This is a genomic window from Burkholderia sp. MS389, assembly GCF_016899425.1.
GTDB classification, from domain to species: Bacteria; Pseudomonadota; Gammaproteobacteria; order Burkholderiales; family Burkholderiaceae; genus Burkholderia; species Burkholderia sola.
The window spans coordinates 199,404-225,490 of sequence record NZ_CP045996.1 but is presented as its reverse complement, the minus strand read 5'-3'; the positions used below and the strand labels follow the sequence as shown (position 1 = coordinate 225,490).

At 64.6% G+C, this 26,087-nt stretch carries 20 protein-coding genes; 15 read left to right on the top strand and 5 right to left on the bottom strand.

Annotated features, from left to right (window positions below; translation table 11 throughout):
- Positions 1-156: 156 nt before the first annotated feature.
- Complete coding sequence (locus GJG85_RS30620; RefSeq protein ID WP_239469029.1) at positions 157-1,011, bottom strand: AraC family transcriptional regulator; 855 nt, start codon at positions 1,009-1,011, stop codon at positions 157-159.
- A gap of 721 nt (positions 1,012-1,732) precedes the next feature.
- Between GJG85_RS30620 and GJG85_RS30615 the strand changes: the two genes are divergently transcribed.
- From GJG85_RS30615 to GJG85_RS30600, 4 genes are all read left to right on the top strand, one after another.
- Complete coding sequence (locus tag GJG85_RS30615) at positions 1,733-2,614, top strand: LysR family transcriptional regulator (RefSeq protein ID WP_050015694.1); 882 nt, start codon at positions 1,733-1,735, stop codon at positions 2,612-2,614.
- Between the two features lie 224 nt (positions 2,615-2,838).
- Complete coding sequence (locus GJG85_RS30610; protein ID WP_050015696.1) at positions 2,839-4,089, top strand: efflux RND transporter periplasmic adaptor subunit; 1,251 nt, start codon at positions 2,839-2,841, stop codon at positions 4,087-4,089.
- Between the two features lie 15 nt (positions 4,090-4,104).
- A complete protein-coding gene (locus GJG85_RS30605) occupies positions 4,105-7,296 on the top strand; it encodes an efflux RND transporter permease subunit (RefSeq protein WP_050015697.1) in 3,192 nt (1,063 codons plus the stop codon).
- A 2-nt stretch (positions 7,297-7,298) separates the two neighbouring features.
- Positions 7,299-8,801, top strand: coding sequence for an efflux transporter outer membrane subunit (locus GJG85_RS30600; RefSeq protein ID WP_204384700.1), 1,503 nt, complete (start codon positions 7,299-7,301; stop codon positions 8,799-8,801).
- 131 nt (positions 8,802-8,932) lie between these two features.
- Here the strand turns inward: GJG85_RS30600 and GJG85_RS30595 are convergent, their stop codons facing one another.
- The 3 genes from GJG85_RS30595 to GJG85_RS30585 all read right to left on the bottom strand — a co-directional run bounded on the left by GJG85_RS30595 (position 8,933) and on the right by GJG85_RS30585 (position 11,494).
- Positions 8,933-9,646, bottom strand: a complete 714-nt coding sequence (locus GJG85_RS30595) for a dienelactone hydrolase family protein (RefSeq protein WP_124557709.1) — start codon at positions 9,644-9,646, stop codon at positions 8,933-8,935.
- Positions 9,647-9,924: 278 nt separating this feature from the next.
- Positions 9,925-10,236, bottom strand: a complete 312-nt coding sequence (locus tag GJG85_RS30590; protein WP_050018207.1) for a DUF4148 domain-containing protein — start codon at positions 10,234-10,236, stop codon at positions 9,925-9,927.
- A gap of 292 nt (positions 10,237-10,528) precedes the next feature.
- Entirely contained in the window at positions 10,529-11,494 is a 966-nt protein-coding gene (locus GJG85_RS30585) for a GlxA family transcriptional regulator (protein ID WP_050018208.1), read from the bottom strand.
- 173 nt (positions 11,495-11,667) lie between these two features.
- Here GJG85_RS30585 and GJG85_RS30580 point away from each other — a divergent pair, with 173 nt between their 5' ends.
- The 3 genes from GJG85_RS30580 (at position 11,668) to GJG85_RS30570 (ending at position 13,540) form a co-directional block, all read left to right on the top strand.
- On the top strand, positions 11,668-12,309 hold the full coding sequence (locus tag GJG85_RS30580; protein ID WP_050018209.1) for an HD domain-containing protein: 642 nt from the start codon (positions 11,668-11,670) through the stop codon (positions 12,307-12,309).
- Between the two features lie 299 nt (positions 12,310-12,608).
- On the top strand, positions 12,609-13,064 hold the full coding sequence (locus GJG85_RS30575; RefSeq protein ID WP_050018210.1) for an antitoxin Xre/MbcA/ParS toxin-binding domain-containing protein: 456 nt from the start codon (positions 12,609-12,611) through the stop codon (positions 13,062-13,064).
- The gene (locus GJG85_RS30570; RefSeq protein WP_050018211.1) at positions 13,061-13,540 is read left to right on the top strand and encodes an RES family NAD+ phosphorylase; all 480 of its coding nucleotides are present in this window, start codon (positions 13,061-13,063) and stop codon (positions 13,538-13,540) included. Before GJG85_RS30575 ends, GJG85_RS30570 begins: the two co-directional genes overlap by 4 nt.
- Before the next feature lie 38 nt (positions 13,541-13,578).
- Here GJG85_RS30570 and GJG85_RS30565 read toward each other — a convergent pair whose 3' ends face one another.
- The gene (locus GJG85_RS30565) at positions 13,579-14,511 is read right to left on the bottom strand and encodes a tyrosine-type recombinase/integrase (protein ID WP_050018212.1); all 933 of its coding nucleotides are present in this window, start codon (positions 14,509-14,511) and stop codon (positions 13,579-13,581) included.
- A gap of 632 nt (positions 14,512-15,143) precedes the next feature.
- Here GJG85_RS30565 and GJG85_RS30560 point away from each other — a divergent pair.
- The 8 genes from GJG85_RS30560 to GJG85_RS30525 all read left to right on the top strand — a co-directional run bounded on the left by GJG85_RS30560 (position 15,144) and on the right by GJG85_RS30525 (position 26,022).
- Positions 15,144-17,129: a gamma-glutamyltransferase family protein gene (locus GJG85_RS30560; RefSeq protein WP_089490169.1), complete on the top strand. Its 1,986-nt coding sequence runs from the start codon at positions 15,144-15,146 to the stop codon at positions 17,127-17,129.
- Positions 17,130-17,502: 373 nt separating this feature from the next.
- On the top strand, positions 17,503-18,045 hold the full coding sequence (locus GJG85_RS30555) for a hypothetical protein (protein ID WP_124557703.1): 543 nt from the start codon (positions 17,503-17,505) through the stop codon (positions 18,043-18,045).
- 1,162 nt (positions 18,046-19,207) lie between these two features.
- A complete protein-coding gene (locus tag GJG85_RS30550) occupies positions 19,208-20,164 on the top strand; it encodes an ornithine cyclodeaminase family protein (RefSeq protein WP_239469028.1) in 957 nt (318 codons plus the stop codon).
- Positions 20,165-20,232: 68 nt separating this feature from the next.
- Positions 20,233-21,540, top strand: a complete 1,308-nt coding sequence (locus GJG85_RS30545) for an alanine racemase (protein ID WP_235356334.1) — start codon at positions 20,233-20,235, stop codon at positions 21,538-21,540.
- Positions 21,541-21,543: 3 nt separating this feature from the next.
- A complete protein-coding gene (locus GJG85_RS30540) occupies positions 21,544-22,581 on the top strand; it encodes a cysteine synthase family protein (RefSeq protein ID WP_179233198.1) in 1,038 nt (345 codons plus the stop codon).
- Entirely contained in the window at positions 22,578-23,954 is a 1,377-nt protein-coding gene (locus GJG85_RS30535) for an MATE family efflux transporter (RefSeq protein WP_050018217.1), read from the top strand. Before GJG85_RS30540 ends, GJG85_RS30535 begins: the two co-directional genes overlap by 4 nt.
- A 1,030-nt stretch (positions 23,955-24,984) precedes the next feature.
- On the top strand, positions 24,985-25,761 hold the full coding sequence (locus tag GJG85_RS30530) for a LuxR C-terminal-related transcriptional regulator (protein WP_235356336.1): 777 nt from the start codon (positions 24,985-24,987) through the stop codon (positions 25,759-25,761).
- 12 nt (positions 25,762-25,773) lie between these two features.
- Positions 25,774-26,022 carry a hypothetical protein gene (locus tag GJG85_RS30525; RefSeq protein WP_050018218.1) on the top strand — a complete coding sequence of 83 codons (249 nt, stop codon included), beginning with the start codon at positions 25,774-25,776 and terminating at the stop codon, positions 26,020-26,022.
- Positions 26,023-26,087 lie beyond the last annotated feature (65 nt).

The window sequence follows — 26,087 nt, the reverse complement described above, 5'->3', positions numbered from 1 at the left end:
GATACGTGAGTACCGCGCACTGTCTTTCGGGTCAACTGAAATAATTCGCAGTCCTGCATTAAAGGCAGGCGACGCATGCATGTGCGCGGACCGGTTGGACAATGATGCCCGTGTTCCCGGCACGTCCTTATGAAAGCGTTTTCTTGCGATTCGCGTTCATGGTGCGACGCGCGACAGCGGCACCGCTTCGCCGCGCAGCCGAGCGACGTCGCGGCCCGGTGCGTCGCCGAACAGCCGTGCGTATTCACGGCTGAACTGCGACGCGCTCACGTAGCCGACGCTGCGGCACGCCTGCCGCGCATCCATCGCCGACACGCACATCAGGCGGCGCGCCTCCTGCAGCCGCAGCACCTTCTGGCATTGCAACGGACTCATCGACGTGACCGCACGGAAATGATGGTGGAAGGTCGACGGGCTCATCTCCACCCGTCGCGCGAGCGTGTCGACCGCCATCGGATCGAGATAGTGATCGCGAATCCATGCGACGGCGCGCGAGATGCGCTGGGTCGTCGAACCGGCGTCGCCGATCTGCGCGATGCGCGCGCCCGACGGGCCGCGCAGCAGCCGGATGAGGATTTCGTCGACGATCAGCGGTGCGAGGAGGTCGAGGTCGTCCGGTTGTGCGATCAGTTGCATCAGCCGCGCGACGGCGTCGACGATTTCGGGCGTCGCGTCGAGCGTGTCGAGCGCGCGGTAGTCGACGGCTTTCGGCAGCCCGCGCGGAAAGACGACGGGCGTGAGCGCCGCGATGCGGTGCGGATCGAGTGCGAGTTGCGCGTAAAGGAACGGCTCGGCGGGGTTCGCGCGCGTCACGCGTCCGGTCACGGGGAGGTCGGCGGTGGCGACCAGCATCCGCGATTCGTCGATCGTGTAGGTATCGTCGCCGACCCGCATCGACTTCGCGCCTTGCCCGACGATGCTCAGGCACGCGTGGTGCACGCCGTGGTTCCACTGCGGCGGCAGCGCGGACGCGCGCGCGACACGCATGCCGCGCAGCGGAAGGTCGAACATGCCGTCGTGCGGCGCGTACACGGCGATCAGCGCCGCCAGCCGGGCAGCGGGCGATCGGGCTGGCGACCGGGCATCGTGATCCGGTGGATGGCGCGGTTGGGTCGGCGTTCGGGCGTCGATTTCCATGTTGCGTGAGCGGTTGGCGGAGCGGGCGATGCCGTGCGTGCGCTGCGATTCGCTGCCGGCGTGCAGGCATGGCGGTCACATCGTACGGCCAGTTGCGTGCGCGGGATTGCCTAAAACTGTCCGAAATTAGCCCGATCATCCGGACCTGCATGATCGGCGGCCGCGTCGCCTGTCGTGGCAGGGTGTGCGACGCACAAATTCGGAAATTAAGGCAAAACAATCGCAGGATCGGGCAAGCCATTTTCCGGCGGTTTCCCTACCATTGCACCTGCTGAAGGAAATGCGATTCAGCGTGCCCGGACGATACGGGCAACACCGTCCGCGTGATGCGCGGACGCCGCCGGCCTTGCCGCGCGCGTTGCCGCCGCGAATCGCCGGGAAAGACTCAGGACTGCTATTGAACGATCGTGCATTGGGCTTGCCGAGGCCGGCTTGCGTCCGTTGCAAGCCGACGCGTGCCCGTCGCGAGCGTGTCGACCGACCCGGCGGAGCCGGTGTCGGGGCCGCCGCATTGGCCGGGCCGATGCGGGCCGGCTGTGGCGCGGCGTCGGGTGCAGATGGACGGGCAGTCGTCCGCGCAGGGAAATCCGGACAAATGGACCAACTTCAATCGATTCGGGCATTCGTGACGGTGGCAAGGGAAGGCGGGTTTCGCCGGGCGGCGACGCGGTTGCGCGTGTCGACGGCGATGGCCAGCCGACTGGTCGATGCGCTCGAGACGCGCCTCGGCGCGCGCCTGCTTCAACGCAGCACGAGCCACCAGTCGCTGACGGAAATCGGCGAGCTGTATCTCGCGCGCGTCGAGCGGATTCTCGGTGCGATCGACGAGATCGACGGCCGTTTCGTCGCGATGGGCAGCAAGCCGGAAGGCGTATTGCGCGTGGCCGCGCCGGTCGCGTTCGGGCTCAGCCAGCTGAGCGCGCTGCTCGATCGTTTCGTGCACCGGTTTCCGGACGTGCGGCCGACCGTGACGCTGACCGATGCCCACGTCGACCTGACTACCGAAGACATCGACGTCGCGTTCCTGACCGACGGGATGCCAGTGTCCGGCGCGCACGCATTGCATACGCTGGCCGCGTACGAATCCGTGCGCGTCGCGGCGCCCGATTATGTCGCCGCGCACGGCGGCGCGGCTGCGTCCGGCGACTGGCCGGACATCGCGACCGTGCGGCTCGAGTTGCCGGCGGCCGACGACGACCACGCGGCCGGGATTCGATCCGGCGTCGCGCCCGGCAATACGGGCGTCGGCCATCTCGAGATGGCACGGCGGCTGGCCGTGGCCGGCATGGGCGCGGCGGTGCTGCCCGCGTATCTCGTCGACGCCGATCTGGCGGCCGGCACGCTGGTGCGCGTGGCCCCGCTCCATCTGCTCGCGCCCGTCACGTTGAAGCTTGCGCATGCGCGTGCCGCACGTCTGCCGGCCGCCGCGCGCGCGTTCATCGAATTCGCCGGCGCTGCATTCCGACCCGCGCGCTAGCAGTCTGGCAGAACCCATGGCAACGCGATCCCGCCGAGGCAGCGGGCTCGCCGTTCTTTTTCGGAAGCAGTTCGGCGAACGAACGCTCCGCCGGGTGCAACGCACACCCGCAACACGTGTCCGCATCCGCGGCGGACAGGACCCTTCAGGTTCGCCGCGCGTCAGGGCCATGAGGAGATCTGGTGATTCCCATTGAAGGTCGTCTAATTGTGAGAGGTCGCTCCATGCGCGTCGAACGGGTTCCATACCGCTTAATCACTGCCGCAACGGCTGCCGTTTTCCTGGCCGCGTGCGGGAAAAAAGAAGCGGCGCCGCCGCCGCCAACGCCGGAAGTCGGCGTCGTCACCGTCCAGCCGCAAGCCGTGCCCGCGGTGACCGAGCTGCCGGGCCGCACCAGTGCATTCCTCGTCGCGCAGGTCCGCGCGCGGGTCGACGGCATCGTGCTGCGCCGCGAATTCACCGAAGGCACCGACGTCAAGGCCGGTCAGCGTCTCTACAAGATCGATCCGGCGCCGTACATCGCCGCGCTGAACAGCGCGAAGGCGACGCTCGCGAAGGCGCAGGCGAACCTCGTCACGCAGAACGCGCTGGTCGCGCGCTACAAGGTGCTGGTCGCGGCGAACGCGGTCAGCAAGCAGGACTACGACAACGCGGTCGCCACGCAAGGCCAGGCCGCTGCGGACGTCGCGGCCGGCAAGGCGGCGGTCGACACCGCGCAGATCAACCTCGGCTATACGGACGTCGTGTCGCCGATCAGCGGCCGCGTCGGCATCTCGCAGGTGACGCCGGGCGCATACGTGCAGGCGAGCCAGGCGACGCTGATGTCGACCGTGCAGCAGCTCGATCCGGTGTACGTCGACCTCACGCAGTCGAGCCTCGAAGGGCTGAAGCTGCGTCAGGACGTGCAGAGCGGCCGCCTGAAGACGAGCGGCCCGGGCGCGGCGAAGGTGTCGCTGATCCTCGAAGACGGCAAGACCTATTCGGAAGCCGGCAAGCTGCAGTTCTCGGACGTGACGGTCGACCAGACCACCGGCTCGGTGACGATCCGCGCGGTGTTCCCGAACCCCGGCCGCGTGCTGCTGCCGGGGATGTTCGTGCGCGCACGGATCGAGGAAGGCGTGAACGAGAACGCGTTCCTGGTGCCGCAGATCGGCGTCACGCACGACCAGAAGGGGCAGGCGATCGCACTGGTCGTGACCGCGGCCAACAAGGTCGAGATGCGTCCGTTGACGACGACCGGCACGTACGGCCAGAACTGGGTCGTCGAAGGCGGTCTGCAGGCAGGAGATCACGTGATCGTGCAAGGCGTCGACAAGGTGCGCCCGGGCGCGACGGTGAAGACCGTCGCCGCGCAGCTCGCCCCGGCGCCGGATGCCGCATCCGCCACCTCGGCAAGCGCCGCGCCGGCGACTACCGCGGCAACTACCGCGGCCAGTGCCGCAGCGAGTTCGGCCGCCGCGTCGAGCGCGCAATAACAGGGAGTCCGTTTCATGGCCAAGTTCTTTATCGATCGCCCGATCTTCGCGTGGGTGATCGCGATCGTGCTGATGCTGGCCGGCGTCGCATCGATCTTCAAGATGCCGATCGCGCAGTATCCGACGATCGCACCGCCGACGATCCAGATCCAGGCGAACTACCCGGGCGCTTCCGCGAAGACGGTGGAAGACACGGTGACGCAGGTGATCGAGCAGCAGATGAGCGGGCTCGACAACTTCCTTTACATGTCGTCGACGAGTGACGACTCGGGCAACGCGACGATCACGCTGACCTTCTCGCCGGGCACGAATCCGGACGTCGCGCAGGTGCAGGTGCAGAACAAGCTGTCGCTCGCGACGCCGAACCTGCCGCAGGTCGTGCAGCAGCTCGGCATGCAGGTCACGAAGTCGAGCAGCAACTGGCTGATGTGGTTCGCGTTCAACTCCGAGGACGGCCGGATGTCGAAGGAGGACCTGACGAACTACGTGGCCTCGCACGTGCTCGATCCGCTGAGCCGCGTGAACGGCGTCGGCCAGACGCTGCTGCTCGGTTCGCAGTTCTCGATGCGGATCTGGCTCGACCCCGTCAAGCTGACCAACTACAGCCTCACGCCGACCGACGTGACGGCCGCGATCACGCAGCAGAACGTGCAGATCGCGGGCGGCCAGATCGGCGGCACGCCGGCGAAGCCAGGCACCGTGCTGCAGGCGACGATCACCGAATCGACGCTGCTGCGCACGCCCGAGCAGTTCGGCAACATCCTGCTGAAGGTCAACCAGGACGGCTCGCAGGTTCGCTTGAAGGACGTCGGCCGCGCGGCGCTCGGTTCGGAAAACTACACGTTCGACACGAAGTACATGGGGCAACCGACGGCCGGCCTCGGCATCCAGCTCGCGACCGGCGCGAACGCGCTGGCGACCGCGAACGCGCTGCGGGCCAAGATCGACGAGCTGTCGAAGTACTTCCCGCATGGCCTCGTCGTGCACTACCCGTACGACACCACGCCGTTCGTGCGCCTGTCGATCGAGGAAGTGGTCAAGACGCTGATCGAGGGCATCGTGCTCGTGTTCCTCGTGATGTACCTGTTCCTGCAGAACCTGCGGGCGACGATCATCCCGACGATCGCGGTGCCGGTCGTGCTGCTCGGCACGTTCGCGATCATGGGTCTCGCCGGCTTCTCGATCAACACGTTGTCGATGTTCGGGCTCGTGCTCGCGATCGGCCTGCTGGTCGACGATGCGATCGTGGTGGTCGAGAACGTCGAGCGCGTGATGGCCGAAGAAGGGCTGTCGCCGAAGGAGGCGACCCGCAAGGCGATGAGCCAGATCACCGGCGCACTCGTCGGCGTCGCGCTCGTGCTGTCGGCGGTGTTCGTGCCGGTGGCGTTCTCGGGCGGCTCGGTCGGCGCGATCTATCGTCAGTTCTCGCTGACGATCGTGTCGGCGATGGTGTTGTCGGTGCTCGTCGCGTTGATCCTGACGCCGGCACTGTGCGCGACGATCCTGAAGCCGATCGAGAAGGGGCATCACGAAGAGAAGAAGGGCTTCTTCGGGTGGTTTAACCGGACGTTCGATCGCAGCCGCGATCGCTATACGAGCGGCGTGAACCATGTGATCAAGCGCTCCGGCCGCTGGCTCGTGATCTACCTGGCCGTGTTCCTCGCGGTCGGCGTGATGTTCGCGCGGCTGCCGAAGTCGTTCCTGCCCGATGAAGACCAGGGCTACATGTTCATGATCGTGCAGACGCCGTCCGGCTCCACGCAGGAAACGACCGGCAAGACGCTCGACAACATCAACACGTACCTGACCACCGCCGAGAAGGAGGTGGTCGACTCGGTGTTCACGGTCAACGGCTTCAGCTTCGCGGGCCGCGGCCAGAATGCGGGCCTCGTGTTCGTGAAGCTGAAACCGTACGAGCAGCGCCAGCGTTCGGACCAGAAGGTGCAGGCGCTGATCGGCCGGACCTTCGCGCACTATTCGACGTATAAGGACGGGATGGTGATTCCGTTCAACCCGCCGTCGATTCCCGAACTCGGTACCGCTGCGGGCTTCGACTTCGAGCTGACGGACAACGCCGGCCTCGGTCACGAAGCGCTGATGGCCGCGCGCGGCCAGTTGCTCGGGATGGCAGCGAAGGATCCGGCGCTGGCGCTCGTGCGTCCGAACGGCCTGAACGATACGCCGCAGTACAAGGTCGACATCGATCGCGAGAAGGCGAACGCGCTCGGCGTGACGGCCGCGGCGATCGACCAGACGTTTTCGATCGCGTGGGCGTCGCAGTACGTGAACAACTTCCTCGATACCGACGGCCGGATCAAGAAGGTGTACGTACAGTCGGACGCGCCGTTCCGGATGACGCCCGAAGACATGAACATCTGGTACGTGCGCAACAGCGCGGGCGGGATGGTGCCGTTCAGCGCGTTCTCGACCGGCCACTGGATCTACGGGTCGCCGAAGCTCGAGCGTTACAACGGCGTGTCGTCGATCGAGATCCAGGGGCAGGCCGCGGAAGGCAAGTCGACGGGGCAGGCGATGGCCGCGATGGAAGCGCTCGCGAGCAAGCTGCCGGAAGGCATCGGCTATTCGTGGACGGGGCTGTCGTTCCAGGAAATCCAGTCCGGCTCGCAGGCGCCGATCCTGTACGCGATCTCGATTCTCGTCGTGTTCCTGTGTCTCGCGGCGCTGTATGAAAGCTGGTCGATCCCGTTCTCGGTGATCATGGTCGTGCCGCTCGGCGTGGTCGGCGCACTGCTCGCGACGATGCTGCGCGGCCTCGAGAACGACGTGTTCTTCCAGGTCGGCCTGCTGACGACCGTCGGTTTGTCCGCGAAGAACGCGATCCTGATCGTCGAGTTCGCACGCGAACTGCAGGCGGGCGGGAACATGGGGCCGGTGCGCGCGGCGATCGAGGCGGCGCGCCTGCGGCTGCGTCCGATCCTGATGACGTCGCTCGCGTTCATGCTCGGCGTGCTGCCGCTCGCGATCAGCAACGGCGCGGGCTCGGCGAGCCAGCACGCGATCGGCACGGGCGTGATCGGCGGGATGATCACCGCGACGTTCCTCGCCATTTTCATGATTCCGATGTTCTTCGTGCGGGTTCGCGCGATCTTCAGCGGCGAAACGGAAAACGTCGACGACGCATGGCGTCTCGTGCAGGGCGACCTGCAGCGCGGTCGCGACGACGCACACGATTCGAAGGGGCAGTAACGATGCAAAAACATGCTTTGACTGCCACCGCGGCCGCACTGGCTGCCGCGCTGTTTGCCGCGGGCTGCACGATGGCGCCGCATTACACGCGGCCCGACGCGCCCGTCGCGCAGGTGTACCCGGCCGGCGGCGTCTACGCGACGCAGCCGGGCGCGGCCGGCGCGCGCAGCGCGAGCGGCCAGGCGGCGACTGCCATCGGCTGGCGCGAATTCTTCGTCGATCCGCGCCTGCAGCGGCTGATCGAGATCGCGCTGAAAAACAACCGCGACCTGCGCGTGTCGGTGCTCAATATCGAGGCCGCGCGTGCGCAGTACCAGATCACGCGTGCGGGGCTGTTCCCGACGCTCGACGGTACGGGCACGGGCAGCATCCAGCGTTTCCCGGCAGGTGTATCGCAGACGGGCCAGCCGCTGATTTCGCGCACCTACAACGTCGGATTGTCGGCGTCGTGGGAGCTCGATCTGTTCGGCCGCGTGCAGAGCCTGAAGGACCAGGCGCTCGCGCAGTACCTGTCGACGTCGTACGCGCGGCAGGCGTCGGAGATCTCGCTGGTGTCGCAGGTGGCCGATCAGTACCTGACGCTGCTGTCGACCGATGACCTGCTGAAGGTCACGGAGGACACGCTGAAGACCGCGCAGGCGTCGTACGACCTGACCAAGCTGCAATTCGACAACGGCACGGGCTCCGAGCTCGAGCTGCGTCAGGCGCAGACGGTAGTCGAGACGGCGCTCGCGAACCAGCAGGCGCAGGCACGTGCGCGCGCACAGGCGCTGAACGCGCTGGTGCTGCTGATCGGCGAGCCGCTGCCGGACGATCTGCCGGCGGGCATGCCGCTCGACGCGCAGAACCTGCTGACGGACGTGCCGGCCGGGTTGCCGTCGGATCTGCTGACGCGTCGTCCGGACGTGATGCAGGCCGAGCAGACGCTGCTGGCCGCGAACGCGAACATCGGCGCGGCGCGCGCGGCGTTCTTCCCGCGTATCTCGCTGACGGCCGCATTCGGCACCGCGAGCCCGACGCTGGGCGGCCTGTTCAAGGCCGGCACGGCGGCGTGGTCGTTCGCGCCGAACATCGCGCTGCCGATCTTCGAGGGCGGGCAGAACATCGCGAACCTCGATCTCGCGCACGTGCAGAAGCGCATCGAGATCGCGAACTACGAGAAGGCGATCCAGTCGGCGTTCCGCGAAGTGTCGGACGGGCTTGCCGCACGCGGCACGTACGATCAGCAGATCGCGGCATTGGAGCGCAACGAGCACGCGCAGCAGCGTCGCTTCGACCTGTCGGACCTGCGTTACAAGAACGGTGTGGACAGCTATCTGTCGGTGCTGACCGCGCAGACGGATCTGTACGCCGCGCAGCAGTCGCTGATCAGCGCGCGCCTGGCGCGCTGGACGAACCTGGTCGATCTGTACCGCGCACTCGGCGGCGGGTGGATCCAGCGCGCCGGCGAAGCGCCGCGCGCGCCGGATGCGCCGGTCGACGATCAGACGGCAACGACCGGGTAAGCATGGCACATGGCAGGAGCGGAAAGCCGCGCCTGTCCACCGAACCGAAGGAGTGTGAAAACGAAAACGCCACGGACGCAAATCCGTGGCGTTTTCGTTTGTACCGTCGCCGCGCGGGAAGCGGCATTACGTTACGCGTGCTTCGTCCAGAGCGTTCGGCCGAAGAACGTGAGCGTGCGGTCCCACGCCGTTTCCGACCACACCGGATCGAACTGCGTGCCGGCGATGCGGCCGGGGCCGACGGCCGTTTCGTTCGCGAACGCATGGTGCGCGAGATAGCGATGGAATTCGAAGCCGACGTTCGCATCGGTCAGCTTCTTTTCCAGTGCGTCGACCTGGTCGATCGTGAAGAACGCATCCTGCGTCGCCCAATGACCCATCAGCGGTACCTTGAGCTTGGCCGGATCGATGTAATCGAGCGGCGGGAGGCCGTACCACATGACGCCGGCATCTGCGTCGGCGTACTGCAGCGACAGCAGCGTGAGGGCGCCACCCATGCAGTAGCCCGTCACCGCGACCCGCGGCGACAGCGTCTTCAGGTATGCGACCGCGCCGGGAATGTCCTGCGACGCGGCGTCGCCGAAATCGAGGCCGGTCATCAGGTGGTGCGCTTCCTCCTCCTCGACCGTCGACTTGCCGCGATACAGGTCGGGCACGAGCGCGAAGTAACCGCAGCGCGCGAGGCGATCCGCGACGCCGCGGATCTGGTCGTTCAGCCCCCACCATTCCTGGATGACGACGACCGCGGGCGCGCCTTCGGTGCGTGCCGGCGTGGCGAGATAGCCTTGCAGTTCCTGGCCGTCCGGGCGGCGAAACGTGATCGTGGAACCGGATGTTTGAGACATGAAACCGCTCCTTTTCGAAAAATGCGCCGAGTGCGACATCGGGCCGGCCAGCGGGTGTCGTGATACCGCCCGCGTTCGTGCTGGCCGACGCCGACCACGCGGCCATTCTATGCGCAAACACCGGACGCTTGCGTGAACGGCGCCGCACGGCACGCGAGCCGCGAAGGGAGCGGACGACTGGAAAACGAACACCCCGCCCCGATGAACGGGAGCGGGGTGTCGCGTGTACGGCGGGGCGTATCCGGAATACGCCGGCAATACGCCGGCGGGTATCCGGCTTACTGACCGAAGTAGATCGAGTTGCGGCCTTCCTGCTTGACTGCGATCGTGCGGCCTGCACGCGCACCGGCGGCCGCTTGCGCACCGTAGCCGGCTACGTCGGCGTTCGTCACGCGGGCCTGCGCGGCCTGCAGCGCACGCGGGTAATACTGATCGGAGACTTCGGGCTTGTAGCCGGCCTGTTCGAGCTGGACGAGTTCCGCACGCACCTGGGCACGCGTGAGCTGACCCGACGGGTTCGATTGCGCGAATGCGCCGTACGACGCGGACAACGCGGTTGCGGCGACGACAGCGGTGATGAACGACTTCATGGTGACCTCCGGTTCTGTTGATTTCGCGCTTCGCTCGTTGCGTTCAGCGGTTGATTGCATCGTAACGAGCGCGTTCCCGGTCGGAAATACGCGTTGGAGCGAATCATTATTGCAACTGGGTAAACGATTCGCGCGGTACGCAATTTCATCTGAAGATTGCCGGTGAGCTGGAGCGTGGGTAAGGAGCGGCGGGTCGATCGGCGCGGAAGAAGCGGGTCAAACAATTGAATCGCATTCCGAAGTATTTTCGCGAGGCCGTCGGTGTCATTCATTCGGCGCCGCTCGTTCCGCCTCACGCAGCCAGGATCGCCTGCCGTTTCCGATATTCGGCCGGCGTGACGCCGACATGCCGGGTGAACGCTCGCCTGAGCGTATCGACGTTTGCGAAGCCGCATTTCGCGGCGACCTGCTTCGGCGTGTCATGGCCGTTCTCGAGCAACTGGCGGGCGGCAGAGATGCGGGTCGCCTCGACCCATGCGGCCGGCGTCATGCCGACTTCCGCGCGGAACAGCCGCGCGAAATGGCGCGGGCTCATGCCTGCATGTTTGGCCATCTCGGCCACCGAATGTTCGAGATCCGGATGGGCCGCGACCCAGCGCTGGACTTCCTGCAGCACCGAACGTCCGGCGGGGCGGGCTTCGCCCTTGCGGCTGAACTGGAGCTGCCCGCCCGGGCGCTTGAAAAACATCACCAGTTGCGCGGCGACGCGCCGTGCGATCTCGCGGCCGAGATCTTCTTCGACCAGCGCGAGCGCGAGATCGAGCCCGGCCGTGACGCCGGCGCCGGTGCGCAGCTTGCCGTCGCGCACGTACAGCGCGTCGGCGACGACGACGAGCGACGGATAGGCTTCGCCGAGTGCATCGGCGGCGGCCCAGTGCGTGGTCAGGTGACGTCCTTTCAGCAGCCCGGTGGCGGCGAGGATGAATGCCCCGGTGCAGATCGACCCGTAGCGTCTGCTGTGCACGGCCGCCGCGCGCAACCAAGCGAGGACGTCGGTGCGCAGCGCGATCTGGCCGGCGTTCGGCGCGCCGGCGACCAGCAGCGTGTCGATGCGCTCGGGGATGTCGGGGGCGATCCAGTCGGGCAGCAACCGTGCGCCGGACGAGCTGCGGATCGCACCGGCCCCGCTCGCGATGATCCGCGACACATAGAACGGCTTCCCGCATTCGACGTTCGCTTGCGCGAACACGTCGAGCGGCGCGGAGACGTCGAGCAGTTGAACGCCCGGAACGGCAAAAATGCCCACGACCTTCGGCATGATCGGTTGCGTGTCGTATCGAACGTGATGCGCAGCAGTATAGGGGCGCTTCTTTCACCATGCAGGCACCGTGTCCGTTCGTCGCGCGAAATGGCAGGATTCGTCGTAACCAGCCTATTTCGGACACCTGTCGGGCTGCGGAGAATCGAGCGTGTCTTCCATGGAGGTCGATCATGACTGTGAACGTTGCCGGCATCACCCTTCCCGATACTCGACTGACGCGCGAGATCACCGAACTCGTGCGCGATACCGAATCCGAACTGCTGTTCCATCACTCGAGCCGCGTGTTCTATTTCGCGGCGCTGGCGGGCCGGCGCCGCGGGCTCGAGTACGACCCCGAGCTGCTCTATTGCGGCTGCATGTTCCACGATATGGGACTGACGCACCGGTACAGCAGCGCATGCGAGCGCTTCGAAGTGGACGGCGCCAATGCCGCCCGCGATTTTCTGAAGGCAAAGGGAGTCTCGCAGCAGGACATCGATGTCGTGTGGACCTCGATCGCACTGCATACCACGCCCGGTATTCCGCAGCACATGCATCCGGTCGTCGCGCTGGTCACGGCGGGCGTCGAGATGGACGTACTGGGCCTCGCTTACCCGGAATACAGTGACATCGGGCGGGAAGCGGTCGTGCGCGCGCATCCGCGCACGCCGCATTTCAAGGAAGACATCATTCAGGCGTTCTATGACGGCATCAAGCACAAGCCCGGCACGACGTTCGGCAACGTGAAGGCCGACGTGCTCGCGGACAAGGAGCCGCATTTCCATGCGGGCAATTTCTGCAGCGTGATCCGGTCGTCCGCATGGGCCGGTTGACCTTGGACGGTCGGTTGCGCATCAGCCGACGGTGATCGTCCGCCGGCGTGTACACAGGGAAAGCGGGGATTCCCGCCACTCGCGTATTACCGTTCGAAATTGTTACGTGACAACTTCAGATCATCGCGAACAGGAACTTTATATACTGAATTTCCGTGCCACGTCCCCGAGGCGAATCTCCGATTCGCGTACCCCCAATACCGGTCTGCCAGCCCAACGAGGTAAAGCCTGCCGCTCCACCACCCGCAAGTATTCGGCAAAACGCCTATAATGATTGGGCAAATTGCCGGAGAGAGGTCATGAGCACCATCGCTTTTCATCCTTCGGGCGTCGCGCATCCGCGTCAGGCCGAATTCACGATTCTCGAGCAGCTGCTGGCGATCCGCGTCCGGTCGGGCGCCGATCTGGCCGAGCTGGCGAGCGCGCGCGTCGACGTGTCGGTGATCGACCGGTTGTCGGAGCGCGGGCTGAAATCGGACGAGCTGGCGTTCATCATTCCGCGCCGCACGCTGAGTCATCGTCGGCAGGCGCACGAGCGCCTGTCGCCGGAAGAGTCGGACAAGGCGATCCGTCTCGCGCGCATCGTCGCGCAGGCGGCGGCCACGTTCGGCGACCAGGACAAGGCGATGGCGTGGCTGCGCAACGGGCTCCAGCGCTTCGGCGGCCGCACGTCGCTCGATATGGCGAGCACTGAGCATGGCGCGCGGCTCGTCGAAGAGGCCCTCACGCAGATCGACGAGGGGTACTTCGCTTGACGACGCTGTGGCGGATCAGCAATTACGCCGATCTGAAAGGCATCGGCGGGTTGCGGGCCGGCGGGCGCTGGCATTTCGCCGGGCAGCCCGTCGTGTATCTCGCCGAACATCCGGCGCTTGCGTTGCTCGAGACGCTGGTTCATTTCGAAATCGCCGCCGTCGCGCAATTGCCGAGCGGATATCAGTTGCTGCGTATCGAGGTGCCCGATTCGGTGGACGTCGCCGAAATCGCGGAAGGCGATGCGCCGGACGACTGGCGCACGAACGTCGACTGGACCCGCAGCGCGGGCACCGAGTGGCTGGACACGCAGCCGAGCGCGCTGCTGCGCGTGCCAAGCGTCGTCGTGCCGCACGCCCATAACTTCCTGTTGAACCCGCTGCATCCGGCCGCCTCCGACATCCGCATCGCGGAAGTGATGCAGTCGCCGTACGACACGCGGATTCTGCGGCTGGTCCAGCCGAAGCCGGGCGAATAGCGCAGCGGGGGAACGCGGTTCGCGCCGGCGGCGCGCGATCACCGCTCGTGGGCAGCGCGATCCGCGGCCGCATCGGGCGGCAGCGTTTGCCGAATGCGCGTGACCGTTCGCGGGCTAGCGAGACCGAGCATCGCCGTGACATCGGCATGCGCATGGCCGGCGAGCAACTGGCGGCGCGCATATGTATTGCGCAGCACGCGCGGGCTCATGTCCGCTGCGTGAAAGCCGATCGCGTTCAGCGCATCGCGCACGACGAGCAGCAGGAACATGTCGTTCATTGCGCCCCCGCGCGGCGCGGGAAACAGCCGCGCCGACGGCGGCACGTCCGAGCGCGCACGCCAGGCGGCGAGCGGCGCCAGCGCGAATGCGGCGAGCGCGATCCGGCGCGCCGGCCGCGCGCGATCGCGCGGCACCGACAACGCCGCTGGCCGCGCGTCGAGATCGAGTGCGTCGCCTGTCGCCGCGCGAATCTCGGCCGACGTGATGCCGCTCGCGAGCAGCAGCGCGACGATCCCGCGATTCCGGCAGTCGGCGGGCGTGTCGTCCGCCCGAGGCTGCACATGGCGCTGCAGCGCCGCGTCGGCGTCGGGCGGCAGGTAGCACGGCTCGGGCTCGCCGTCCGGCCATGCGAGATGGTGCGTCGATCGGCCGGCCGGATGAATCGTCCGCACACCGGCATCGACCAGATGCCGGCCGAGCCGGTCGATCAGCTTCGCATAGCGCACGCGTGTCGACGTGCCGGGCGCGCAGGTGCGGTCGAGTTCCGCGAGGAAGGACGCGACGTGGTCGGGCCCGAACGTCACGAGCGACACGTGCCGTGCGCTCAGGTGACGCAGGAATCGCTCGAACATCGCGACATGCTGGACGATCGAACGCGGCGCGAACGGCCGTCGGCCGGCGCCGGTCGCGGCGGTTTCCTGCCAGGCGCGAAACGCGCCGACGGGGTCGTGAATCCAGCGATTCGTGTCCATCCCCGCTTTATAGCCGGACGCGGCGACGCCGGCAATCGTCCCGATGGCCGGTCGCCGGCGCGCGACGAAGCCGGCGCGTCAGGCCGCGGCCCGGGTGTCGTCTATGCATGGCTGTCCAGGAAGAGACAAATAATCATCACGGATTCCGAAATGAATGGGCGGGCGAAATGCGGCGTCGAGAAGACGCACGCGCCGGCTGGATCGAGTGCCCGCGCAGGAGGGGGCGGCGATTGTCGATCGAACCGCAGGCGTCATCCAGCGGCGCGCCGCTGCCGTCATGCGTCGCGCGCTCGTTCAGTTGCATCTACCAGCGGGCGGACACGAGCGCGACGGTCGCGATGACGATGTGTCTCGCATTCTTTTCCGAGGCGATCGGCGCGATGGAGCACGGGGCCGGCACGCGTCGCCGGGGGAAAAGGTACCGACGTTACGATACGCCCATGCGCTGCAATGCAGCAGATGAAACCGCATGCCGGTTCGGTGACGTTGCGCACACAACGTCCGGTTGCATGACGTCATTTCCCGATTGCGAAAAAAATTCTGTTCATGGGACTATCGAACGCATCGCCTGCGCACCGAGGGGGTCGCTGGCGACAGGATGTCCATCGCAACGACCAGCACATCGGCAGACAATGAACAGAACAGCGATTTTTCCGTATGCGTCCGCGTTGCTCGCGGCTGCGTTGTTGACCGCATGCGGCGGCGACGTCGAGAACGAGGCGGGCCGCACGACCGCACCTTCCACCGATACGAGTTGTCTCGCGGTCGACAACAGCGGCGCGACGGTCGTGGTGGGTTCGAACCAGCCGGGCGACCCGTCGCTGCCGGAAGCGTCGTCGGGCTATCGCATCGGGATGAAGCCCGTCTATGCGAAAACGTACCTGGTGGCCACGTCGAACGCGTACGCGAGCGCGGCCGGGTGCGCGGTGCTGAAGAAGGGCGGCACGGCCGCCGACGCGGCGGTCGCCGTGCAAGCCGTGCTCGGCCTGACGGTGCCGGAGGCCACGGGCCTCGGGTCGGGCGGCGTGCTGCTCTACTACGATGCGCGCGGCAAGACGCTGCAGGCGTACGACGGCCGCGAAACCGCGCCGGCCGCCGCGACGGAGAACTATCTGCGCTATGTCGATGACGCCACCGACCATTCGTTGCCGCTGCCGAACGCGCGTGCGAGCGGCCGCTCGATCGGCACGATCGGCGTGCCGCGGCTCATCGAGGCGCTGCAACAGGATCATGGCCGCTTGCCGTGGCAGAGCCTGTTTGGCGACGCGATCACGCTCGCGACCAACGGTTTCCCGATCGGCGGCCGGCTGGCCGACGCGATCGCGGCGAACGCCGCGAACCTGAAGCGCGACCCCGAAGCCGCCGCGTATTTCCTGAACGCCGACGGTTCGCCGAAGCCGCTCGGCACCGTACTGAAGAATCCGGCCTACGCGCGCACGCTGTCGCTGATGGCGCAGTCGGGCGCGAATGCGCTGTACACGGGGCAGATCGCGCAGGACATCGTCGCGAAGATCGCGGTGACGAAGGGCGCGGACGGCTCGACGCTCACGCCGGGCAAGACGACCGTCGCCGATCTGGCCGCGTATCAGGCGAAGCGCCGCGAACCGGTGTGCACGACTTATCGCAGCTACTGGGTCTGCGGGATGCCGCCGCCGTCGTCGGGCGGCATCGCGGTCGCATCCGCGCTCGGCATTCTCGAGAATTACGACTTGAAATCGTTGAAGCCGACGGCGATCGATCTCGAAGGCGGCAAGCCGACCGTCGCGGGCGTCCACCTCATCACCGAAGCCGAACGGCTCGCGTATGCCGACCGCGACAAGTACGTGGCCGACACCGACTTCGTGCCGCTGCCGGGCGGCACGTGGGACACGCTGCTGAACAAGCCGTACCTGAAATCGCGCGCGGCGCTGATCGACACGACCAAAAGCATGGGCACCGCGCAGCCCGGCAATCTCGGTGCGGTGCCGCTCGGCGTCGACACGACGCTGATCGAGCACGGCACGAACCAGTTCACGATCGTGGACGGCGACGGCAACGTGCTCAGCGCGACGACGACGGTCGAGTCGAGCATGGGCTCGTTCCACATGACCAACGGTTTCCTGCTGAACAACCAGTTGACCGACTTTTCCGCGAACCCGCTCGACGCGTCCGGCAATCCGGTGGCGAACCGCCTGCAGCCGGGCAAGCGGCCGCGCAGCTCGATGGCGCCGACGATCGTGTTCGGGCGGGCCGCCGACGGCTCGCGCGGCGACTTCGTGATGGCGACCGGTTCGCCGGGCGGCGGCACGATTCCGCAATACGTGGTCAAGACGCTGGTCGGCGCGCTCGACTGGGGGCTCGACGCGCAGCAGTCGGCGGGGCTCGTCGACTTCGGCGCGAGCAACAGCCCGACGACCACGATCGGCGGCGAGCATCCGAACGTCAACGCGGCGAACAACGGTGCGAACGATCCACTGATCACGGGGCTGCTCGCGCTGGGGCACAAGGTGTCGACGTCCGCGCAGGCGAGCGGCGTCAATACGGTGATGCGCGTGACGGTCGGCCAGTCGCCGGCGTTGCAGGGCGGCACCGATCCGCGTCGCGAAGGCGTCGTGCTGGGCGATACGTTCCGGCCGTAACCGCGCAGCGTGCGCACGGCCCCGGTTCGCTTGCTGGCGGCCGGGGCCGTGCATCATGACGAGGTCGCATCGACGGCCGCGCAATCCCCAATAATTCGGAATGCAGATGAAGGCGTCTGAATGAAGCACGTCTGCCGGCCCGGGCCGCGGCCGTCCGTCGTCAAATGCAGCGGCCACCCCGCCACAAACCTCCGATTGTCAAACAGTGTGAGTCAATCGTCAGCATTTGCAACGGAAGTAACAGTCCCCGCAATTCAGTCGTTTTGCTCGCCGGCGCCGCTACATTGGCTCCACCTGCCGCATGTCGCGGCAAGGCATGCGACCAGCCGCACGAACGCGGCCCGCAGCAACAACGTCTTTGGGGAGAATGACCATGAACAAGATTCGTACGATTCTGCTGGGTGCCGCTCTGACGGCGATGGCGACGTCGGCTGCATTTGCACAGACGGCCCAGACCGGCGCCCAGGGTTCCGCAGGCGTCGGCGCGCAGGTCCAGACGCCGCTGCTCGGCGGCGGCGTCGGTGTGCAGGCTGGCGCCGGTGCGAATGCGGCAGGCTCGGGTTCGGGCGCGGGCAATGTCGTCGGCGGCGCGCTGAACGGCGTCGGCCAGACGGTCGGCGGCGTGGGCTCGGCAGCCGGGACGGCGGTGGGCGGCGCGACGCAGGCGGTCGGTTCGGCGGCCGGCGCGACGAAGGATGCGGCGGCATCGGCCGTGCACACGACGAAGTCGCACGTGAAGCACGTCGCCGCCTCGGCGAAGAGCCATGCCCAAGGCGCGGTGTCGACCGCAGGCGACGTCGCGGGCGGCGCGAAGGCGAAGGCCGGCGAAGCGCTCGAAGGCGCGACGAATTCGGTGCAGGGCGGCGCGTCGGTCGGCGTGAAGGGCTCGGCGTCGGCGCAAGGCGGCGCGCTGTAACAAGCAGCACGCATCCCGTCACGGCCCGGCCCGGCCCGCTTCGTTGCGGGCCGGGTTTTTCTATTGAGGAACGCGATACGTCGCGCACGGAGCCTCATGTCGAAACGCGGGGAAACGATGCATCGATATTGATTTGGATTGCGAAGAATAATAAGCGGCTGGTCGACTGAACTGGCACGCAATGCGGCCCGCAGGCGGTTCCCCAAACCGCCTACCGCGGAAAGCCCGGCACCGTAACGACATATCTCCCCCGAACGTTTCGGCAGCCCCCGATGCAGGGCATTTTTTCTCCCTCAACAAACCGATTTTGCTTTTCTATACCGCCATCGAGCGGCTAGCGGCCTCAATTTCACTTTCATGATTCAATGACGGCCGCCGTAAATGCATTCGCAATAATGAAATAAAGTATTTGCAAGGAAAGTGGAAGCTAGTTTATAAATACGAGCGATTTGTATTTTCTCTACCGGTCGCAACCATCGACGGTGACGGAACGCCCAGATGGTCGTGACACGGTTCGCTGCGCCTCATCATGTGCGCGCGTTGTCGCGACATGAATGCGCCTGCCAGGCAGCTATGCCGACGTGAGGGAATCCCGTCGAAATTGCTGAACTCGTCAGCCCGCGCCTGGTGAATATCAGGCGGCACACGGCATTTTCGTTATCGAAATGCTGATTATCTGATCGGCGTCAATCGCGAGCCATATTGTGGTTATCGATGATATTAATGTGGCTTTTTTAATCAATTTGATTCGGATTGCATAATGATGGAATTGTATGTAATGAAAAACGAAATGATTGCCGATCCAATATTTTGCTCCGTGATCTGCATTTCGGAAGGAAAGATTCCATGATCAATACGCTGCAGGCATGAAGCACCCGCAGTAATTGAACGTGCCGCCAGCCTCCCGGCGCATCCGCCCTCATGTCGAGCGCGCGATTCGCAGTGGCAACGCAGCCGAACAAGCATGTGCGATCTGGCGCGTCGGTGCCGGTCGCGGCACGTCAATCTTCAAGTCAACCTGCACGACGTGCGCGGCAGGCCCGTTCGATACGTGAAATCCGGTGAGACACAAGTGAATACGATGATATCCACGATGGCTGATGGCGCTGAACCCGACGCGGACGTTCGACCGCGGCTCGCAACGCAACCCTCGAGACTCCTTGTGCTTGGCAAGCGCACGATCGACGAGCTCGACTACGACCCGTCGATGGTGCTCGATGCCGTCGAACGGGCATACCTTGGCCTCGGTACCGGCGAATCCGACAATCCGCGCAAGCTGATGAGCCAGCCCGCGGACAAGCATTCCGTCGCGTACTCGATGCTGGGTCGAGACGGTGGACGCAGAACGGTCGGTTTCAAGACGTCGTATAAGTTCGATCCGGAACACAACCGCGAACTGCAGAAGTACTACACGACGTTGTTGCTGTTCGACGACGAAACCGGCATGCCTGTCGCATTGATGGACGGCAGCCTTGTCGGATCGCTGCGCACGCCGGCGGTGTCCGCCCTGATCGCGCGTGCGGCCGCGCCGCGGGCTCGAACGGCGCTCGTCGTCGGCACGGGGACGCAGGGGCGGATGGCGGCGCCGTTCCTGCTGACCGCATTGCCGGACATCGAGCGCGTGATCGTACACGGCCACTATGAGTCGGGAATCGATGCTGTCCGCAAGACGTTGAAGCGCTTTCATCCGGGCCGTGACATCGAAGTATCGAAGGATCTCGCCGCCTCCGCGAACGAAGCGGACATCGTGCTCGGGGTGGCCGGCGCCGGCGTATCGGAGAGCGTGCGGCACGCGGCGTTGAAGCCGGGTGCGCTCGCGCTTCTGGTCGGATACGGCATTCACGCCGACGCGCTGCATGGCGCCGATTACCGCATCGCGACGAGCGAGGCCCAAATGCAGGTGACCGGTGCCGATCTCGCGGACGAAGCGGGAAAACTGCCTGCCGTCGATGCGGAGTTTCCGGACATACTGCTTGGCCGCAAGCCTGCGCGGCGCAACGATGCCGATATCGTTTACGCGTTCAACAGCGGCATGATCGTGACCGACATCGCGCTGGGGCGCGTGCTGGCCGACGCCGCGCTGACGAAAGGGCTTGGCCGGGAAGTCGAGCTATGGTGACGGATATTCCGCGACTGCCGGCGTTGTGGGATCCGCTACTGCGGGATTTCGTGGACGAGCATCAGGCGATGATCCACGATCTTGTCCATGGCTTCGACGCGCCCGTTCATTTCCTGTTTCCCGAACGTTTCGCGCACAATGTCGCCGAATTTCGGCGCGTACTGGACGATCGCCAGGTGTCCGGGCGCATTTACTACGCGAAGAAGGCGAACAAGGCGCGATGCTTTGCGCATGCGGCGGCAGCATCCGGGATCGGCGTCGACGTCGCAAGCACGGGCGAGTTCTCGGAAGCGTTGGCTGCGGGGGTGTGCGGAGCCGATATCGGTGTATCCGGCCCGTCGAAGTCGCGTGCGCTGCTGCGGCTCGCGGTTTTGCACGATGCGTTGATCGCCATCGACAGCGACGAAGAACTGAATCGGCTGATCGCGATCTCGGAACAGGCGAAGCGGGTTGCACGCATTCTGTTGCGGATGGCGCCGGCGGCACGCAACGATAGCCGATTCGGTTTGAGTGCCGACGCACTTCGCGTTGCGCTATCGACCTGTGCCGCGACGCGGGCGTCGCTCGTCCTTGAAGGGTTCTCGTTCCATCTGTCCGGTTACAGCGCGACGGAGCGCTGCAATCAGGCCGCGATCGCGATGCGTGCGTGCTTGGCTGCGCGCGAACTCGGTCTTGCGCCGCACACGATCAACATCGGTGGCGGCTTCGCGATGTCGTACGCGAGCGAGCGCGACTGGCACGCATTCCAGCGTGCGCACCGGGCGGACGATTACCACGCCAACAAGGTATTCGACGGATTCTATCCATATCACTCGGCCTGCAGCGGCGCGCAGATGCTCGATGCGATCCTGGCTGGTACGCCTGGTGGGGAATCCGCATCGCTCGCCGAACTGCTTCGCGAGCACGGCCTGACGATCATGCTGGAGCCGGGGCGGGCGCTGCTGGATCAGGCAGGGTTCACGGCGTTTGCCGTGCAAGGCGTGAAGGACTGCGGCGACTATGGCATCGCGACCGTCAACGGCACGAGCTTCAGCGTGTCGGAGCAATGGTTTGCCAGCGAATTCCTGCCCGATCCGGAACTGCTGAGCGTCGTGCGCGAGCCTTCGCGATCGCCGCGCACGGGCATGCCTTATCGCGCCTGTGTCGGCGGGGCGAGCTGCCTCGATTCGGACATGCTGACCTGGCGCAAGATCGCATTCGGGCAGCGCCCGGAACCCGGCGATCTGCTGATCTACCCGAACACGGCCGGCTATCAGATGGATTCGAACGAATCTTCATTTCACGAGCTGCCGCTTCCCCCCAAGCTTGTCTTGACACTTGACGGCGCGCGGCCACGCTGGCGCGTCGATCGCCTCTTCCAGCTTCCGGGAGCCTGACCAATGAATGTGCGTTTTATGGGTGAGCAAGCCACGATCACCGTCCCTGCGATCGTGTCGAAGGTATCGGATCTTGTCGGCCGCACGCCGTTGTTCGAATTGATTCGCGGCGCCAACGGCGCGCGCATCCTGCTTAAACTCGAATCGACGAATCCGACCGGCAGCGCCAAGATCCGGATGGCGAGGCAGATGCTCGACGAAGCGGAACAGGACGGCAGTCTGCGGCCGGCCGGACACGTGATCGAATCGACGTCCGGCAATACGGGCATGGGGCTGGCGCTGTTGTCGGCCGAGCGCGGCTATCGGTTTACCGCGATCGTGGACAGTCACGCGTCGAAAGACAAGCTGCGCGCGATGCAAGCATTCGGCGCAAAGCTCGTTTGCGTGAGCGACGGCGACACGATCGCGACGGCGGACCGCGACGCGCTTGCCAAGCGCATGGCAGCCGACGATCCGGACAGCATCTGGACGGAGCAGCACAACAATCCCGCGAACGGTAACGGTTACCGCGGGCTGGCACATGAACTGCGCGACGTCCTCGGCGACCGAATCGACTTTCTGGTCGGGTCGGTTGGCACCGGAGGCTCGCTGTTCGGCACTGCACGAGAACTGCTCGCGACGGGCCCGGCGCCGCGCGTCATTGGTGTCGAGCCCGTCGGGTCGATCGTGTTCGGCGGCGAAGGCGGATCGTATTATCAGTCCGGCACCGGGACGCCGCCCGGCGCCGAGATCGGCGCGTTGGTCGACTATGCGTTGCTCGACGAAGGCCACAAAGTGACGGACGCGGCCGCCTTCAATACGGCACGCTATATCGCACGCAAGAAGTCGCTGCTCGTCGGCGGCTCGGCCGGCAGCGTCATCTGGCACGCGTTGAAGATGTTCGATTCGCTGCCGGCGGGTGCTACGCTCGTGGCCCTGGTCTGTGACGGCGGCGAAAAATACCTCGACACGGTGTTCGACGACGACTGGATGCGAGCGCGAAATCTGCTCGACGAGTCGATTGATCAGGAACTCGAATCGATATTTTCCGGCGCCGCATGAAAGTTCATCGACAAGTCTGGCTCGATGCCGCGCAAATCGGCGTGCTGGCCGCTCCTCTGATCCTTACGCAGCTCGCCCAGGTGGCGCTGACGACCACCGACATCGTCATGATGGGGATGCTTGGCCCGCGCGAGATCGCCGCTGGGGGGCTCGCGCTGACGATCTTCAACCAGTTCCGGACGATGGGAACCGGACTGGTGACGGGAACCGGCAACCTCGTCGCGTTCGCGAACGGTCAACACGCGCATGCCGACATCATGCGGCTGGTGCGCTCCGGCTTTGCGCTGTCGACGCTCGCGGCACTGGCGTTTGCATTGATGATGCTGTGTATCGAAATGCCGCTTGTCTGGCTCGGGCAGGATCCGGACGTTGCGCGGCAAGCCTCGTTCTATCTTGCGGCGGCCGCACCCGGCATATTGCCGTGTCTGTGGTTTCAGGTGCTTCGACAATATACCGTCGGACTGCGCAAGCCCGGGCCGCTATTGGCGATCACGATCGTATCGATCGTCGTCAATGCGGCGCTCGACTACGCGTTGATGTTCGGCCGGTTCGGCTTTCCGAAGCTCGGCCTGATCGGTATTGCGTGCGCAACCAGCAGCGTGTACCTGCTTTCCTTCATCGCGTTTCTGACGATCGCCAGGCGCCGGCCGGAACTGTCCGAACACTTGTCGCTTGCCGTCTGGCGCGCCGATGCCGATACGTTGGCGCGGACGTGGCGGATGGGTTTGCCGATTGCGGCAACCTATGGATCGGAAGCTGCGTTCTTCACCGTCCTCACGCTCGTGATCGGGACGCTCGGCGCCGATGCGCTGGCTGCCCAGACGATCGTGAATCAGGTGATCTACATCGTGTTCATGATTTCGGTCGGTTTGTCTCACGCTTCGTCGATCAGCATCAGCCATGCGTGTGCGCGGCACGACTATCGCGGTGCGCGTCGACTCGGCTATACGGGGCTCGCGCTGGGCGTCGTGACCATGTTGATCGTTGCGCTGCCGTATCTCGTTGCGCCCACCCGCGTGCTCGCGCCATTTCTCGATAACGGCGTGGCCGCGAGTGCCGAAGTCCTGCGCCTCGCCGGTGGGCTGCTGACGATCGCGGCGCTGCTGCAGATCTTCGATTGCAGCCAGAACATCGGCGTCGGCATTTTGCGGGGCCTCGGTGACGTAACGAGTTCGTTTCGGATATCGATCGTCGGATACTGGTTGATTGGTCTGCCGATCGCCTGGGCGGCCGGTGTGATGCTGGGATACGGCATCTACGGCATCTGGAGCGGACTCGCCATCGGGCTTGCGGCCACGGCATCGATGCTGCTGCACAAGTTCGAGGGCCGCCTTCGCGCGATGACGAAGCGGACGCAAGACGGACGTTCGTGAACGCGACGAAGCTTCCAATGCGCACACCGGTGCACATCGGGCACCGGAATTTCCTGAAATACCGGCCGGCATTGCATCGAACGCGCCACGTCCGCTCGTCTCGCCAGCGGCGGAATGCCGGCCGAATCCCCGACTGCCCGCAGGTGTTGTCGTTGATGGACGTCGACGTATCTTTGTCCGCAACCGTACCCGGTGCGCGGCATGGTCGTCGTAACCGGCCTCATACGGCGTATTCCGCTTTGGGGACGCACAAGCGGTGACGGTCACTGCTCATGATTGCGCTAATCGTATGCCGACGAGATGCGTCGGTGGAAAGTTTGCGTAGTCTGCCAATTTTTCTAATTCGGCCGATCGATGGCCGCAAGAGCGCGACAAATATAACGGCATTTGAAAGACATGATTTGATCGGCCGGATTTCTTGAATTATCGAAACCGTAATTGATTGCGGTGGATTCGGGGGATGTAAATAATGCCTCGCATTATACGAGGGGGTGAAATTGATGTCGGCTGATTTGTAAAGTTTTCTGGCGTTCTCGGGTCGGAATTGTGACAAAATGCCGCACTTCGCCGGATTGTTGAAATATTATGCGATATAAAATCGTTTTTATGCAATCAAACCGCCACTTTTTCGCGTAATACAAAAGAAAGGTTCATTACATATTTTTTTCGGAAAGTAATGTTTCTGTCTTCTGTCCTCCGATATACTTGCGCAGCTTCAAGTTTAGAGCGCGGAATCTAGACAGGTGGCCCGTACAGTGAACTGTTTCAGCCATTGGCAAAGTAAATAATTCAGATGTTAATGGCCTTGCGTAATTGGTTTGTATTCCTCGTGAGTACTGGTTATCAAAACATGGTTCGCGAACGATGGCGGCCTAGACGTTGCCATCGGATACTGTCGCAGTGCTGGCGCGTAGAAAGCAAGCGGCGTTGGATTGCCCGTCCGGTACGGCCTTGAAGCCTTGGCAGATATTCGGCTGCCGGAGCATGTCAACGAATACGAATCTTGTCTTTTCAATAAGGGCCCAGAAAATTGGAGACCTTTTCTCGCATCATTGGCGAGATTCTTCGTCCCAACGGTTTGACCGAGGGGATCGATCAACTCGCGGAAAAAATCGGACGCGTGATTCCGTTCGACAAGTGTTTGATTTTGCACGGCGGAAGCGGCGATACGGCTTCTCACGGGCTGATATATCGCTATGGGGCCGCGAGCGACGCCGGAACCCGGCGAGGCGTGACTTTGTTTGGTCCCGGGATCGATATCGATCGATATCTGAGTTGCTTCGCGTTGTCTGATCGTCAGGATCATACGTTTCGCTGGCGCGATCTCGACGGGGAAGCGCCGCAACGCGATGCGCAGGTCAACGATGTCGCGTCATACATGCGCGGGCGGGGTGTGGTCGCGTGCATCGGCGCTCCACCCGGTGATTCGACGGCCATTCGGACCGTTTTGCAGCTGAAGTGCGAAGACACGACGTTGCATTCGGCGTTGCTCGTCAGTCTCATCGCCATGCATTTGCACGCAGCGTTGACCCAGAAGATTGCGAGGCAGAACCGGGAAGGCGCGCAACCGTGCGCAGCGGGTCTCGAGCCGGATGCTTGCGAAAGCGCGAACAGGATTCAGTTCACGAGAAAGGAATCCGATGTAATCAAATGGGTCGTCGAAGGCAAGACTGCGTGGGAAATCGGCCGGATCCTTTCGATGTCTGAAAGAACGGTCAAGTTTCATCTGACGAACGTCTATGAGAAGCTGCGTGTGTCGAATAGAGCGCAAGCGGTGGCGAAGGTTAGCCGTCTGGGATTGATCTAGGAGAGTTCGGGAATGTCTTTCAAGGAAAAGGTCAAGGCATTTGTCGCGCGTCACGGGTTGACGTACAAAGCCTATATTTTGTCGATTCTCTTTCTGCCGCCGGCAGCACTTTATATCGCATGGAAGCGACCGGGCTTGCCGATCCCGGGCCGTGTCTTGCTGTGCGTGACCGGCGTGCTTGCGCCTCCGTTGGTCGGTATCGCCACGGCGATGATGCTGAAAGGCGCATTCGATTTGATCCGGACCGTCATTTCCGTTTAGTTTCCCTGCTGATTGCCGAATACGATTCCGCTTTTCCGAGCGTGGTTCTCGATCGCTTCATCATT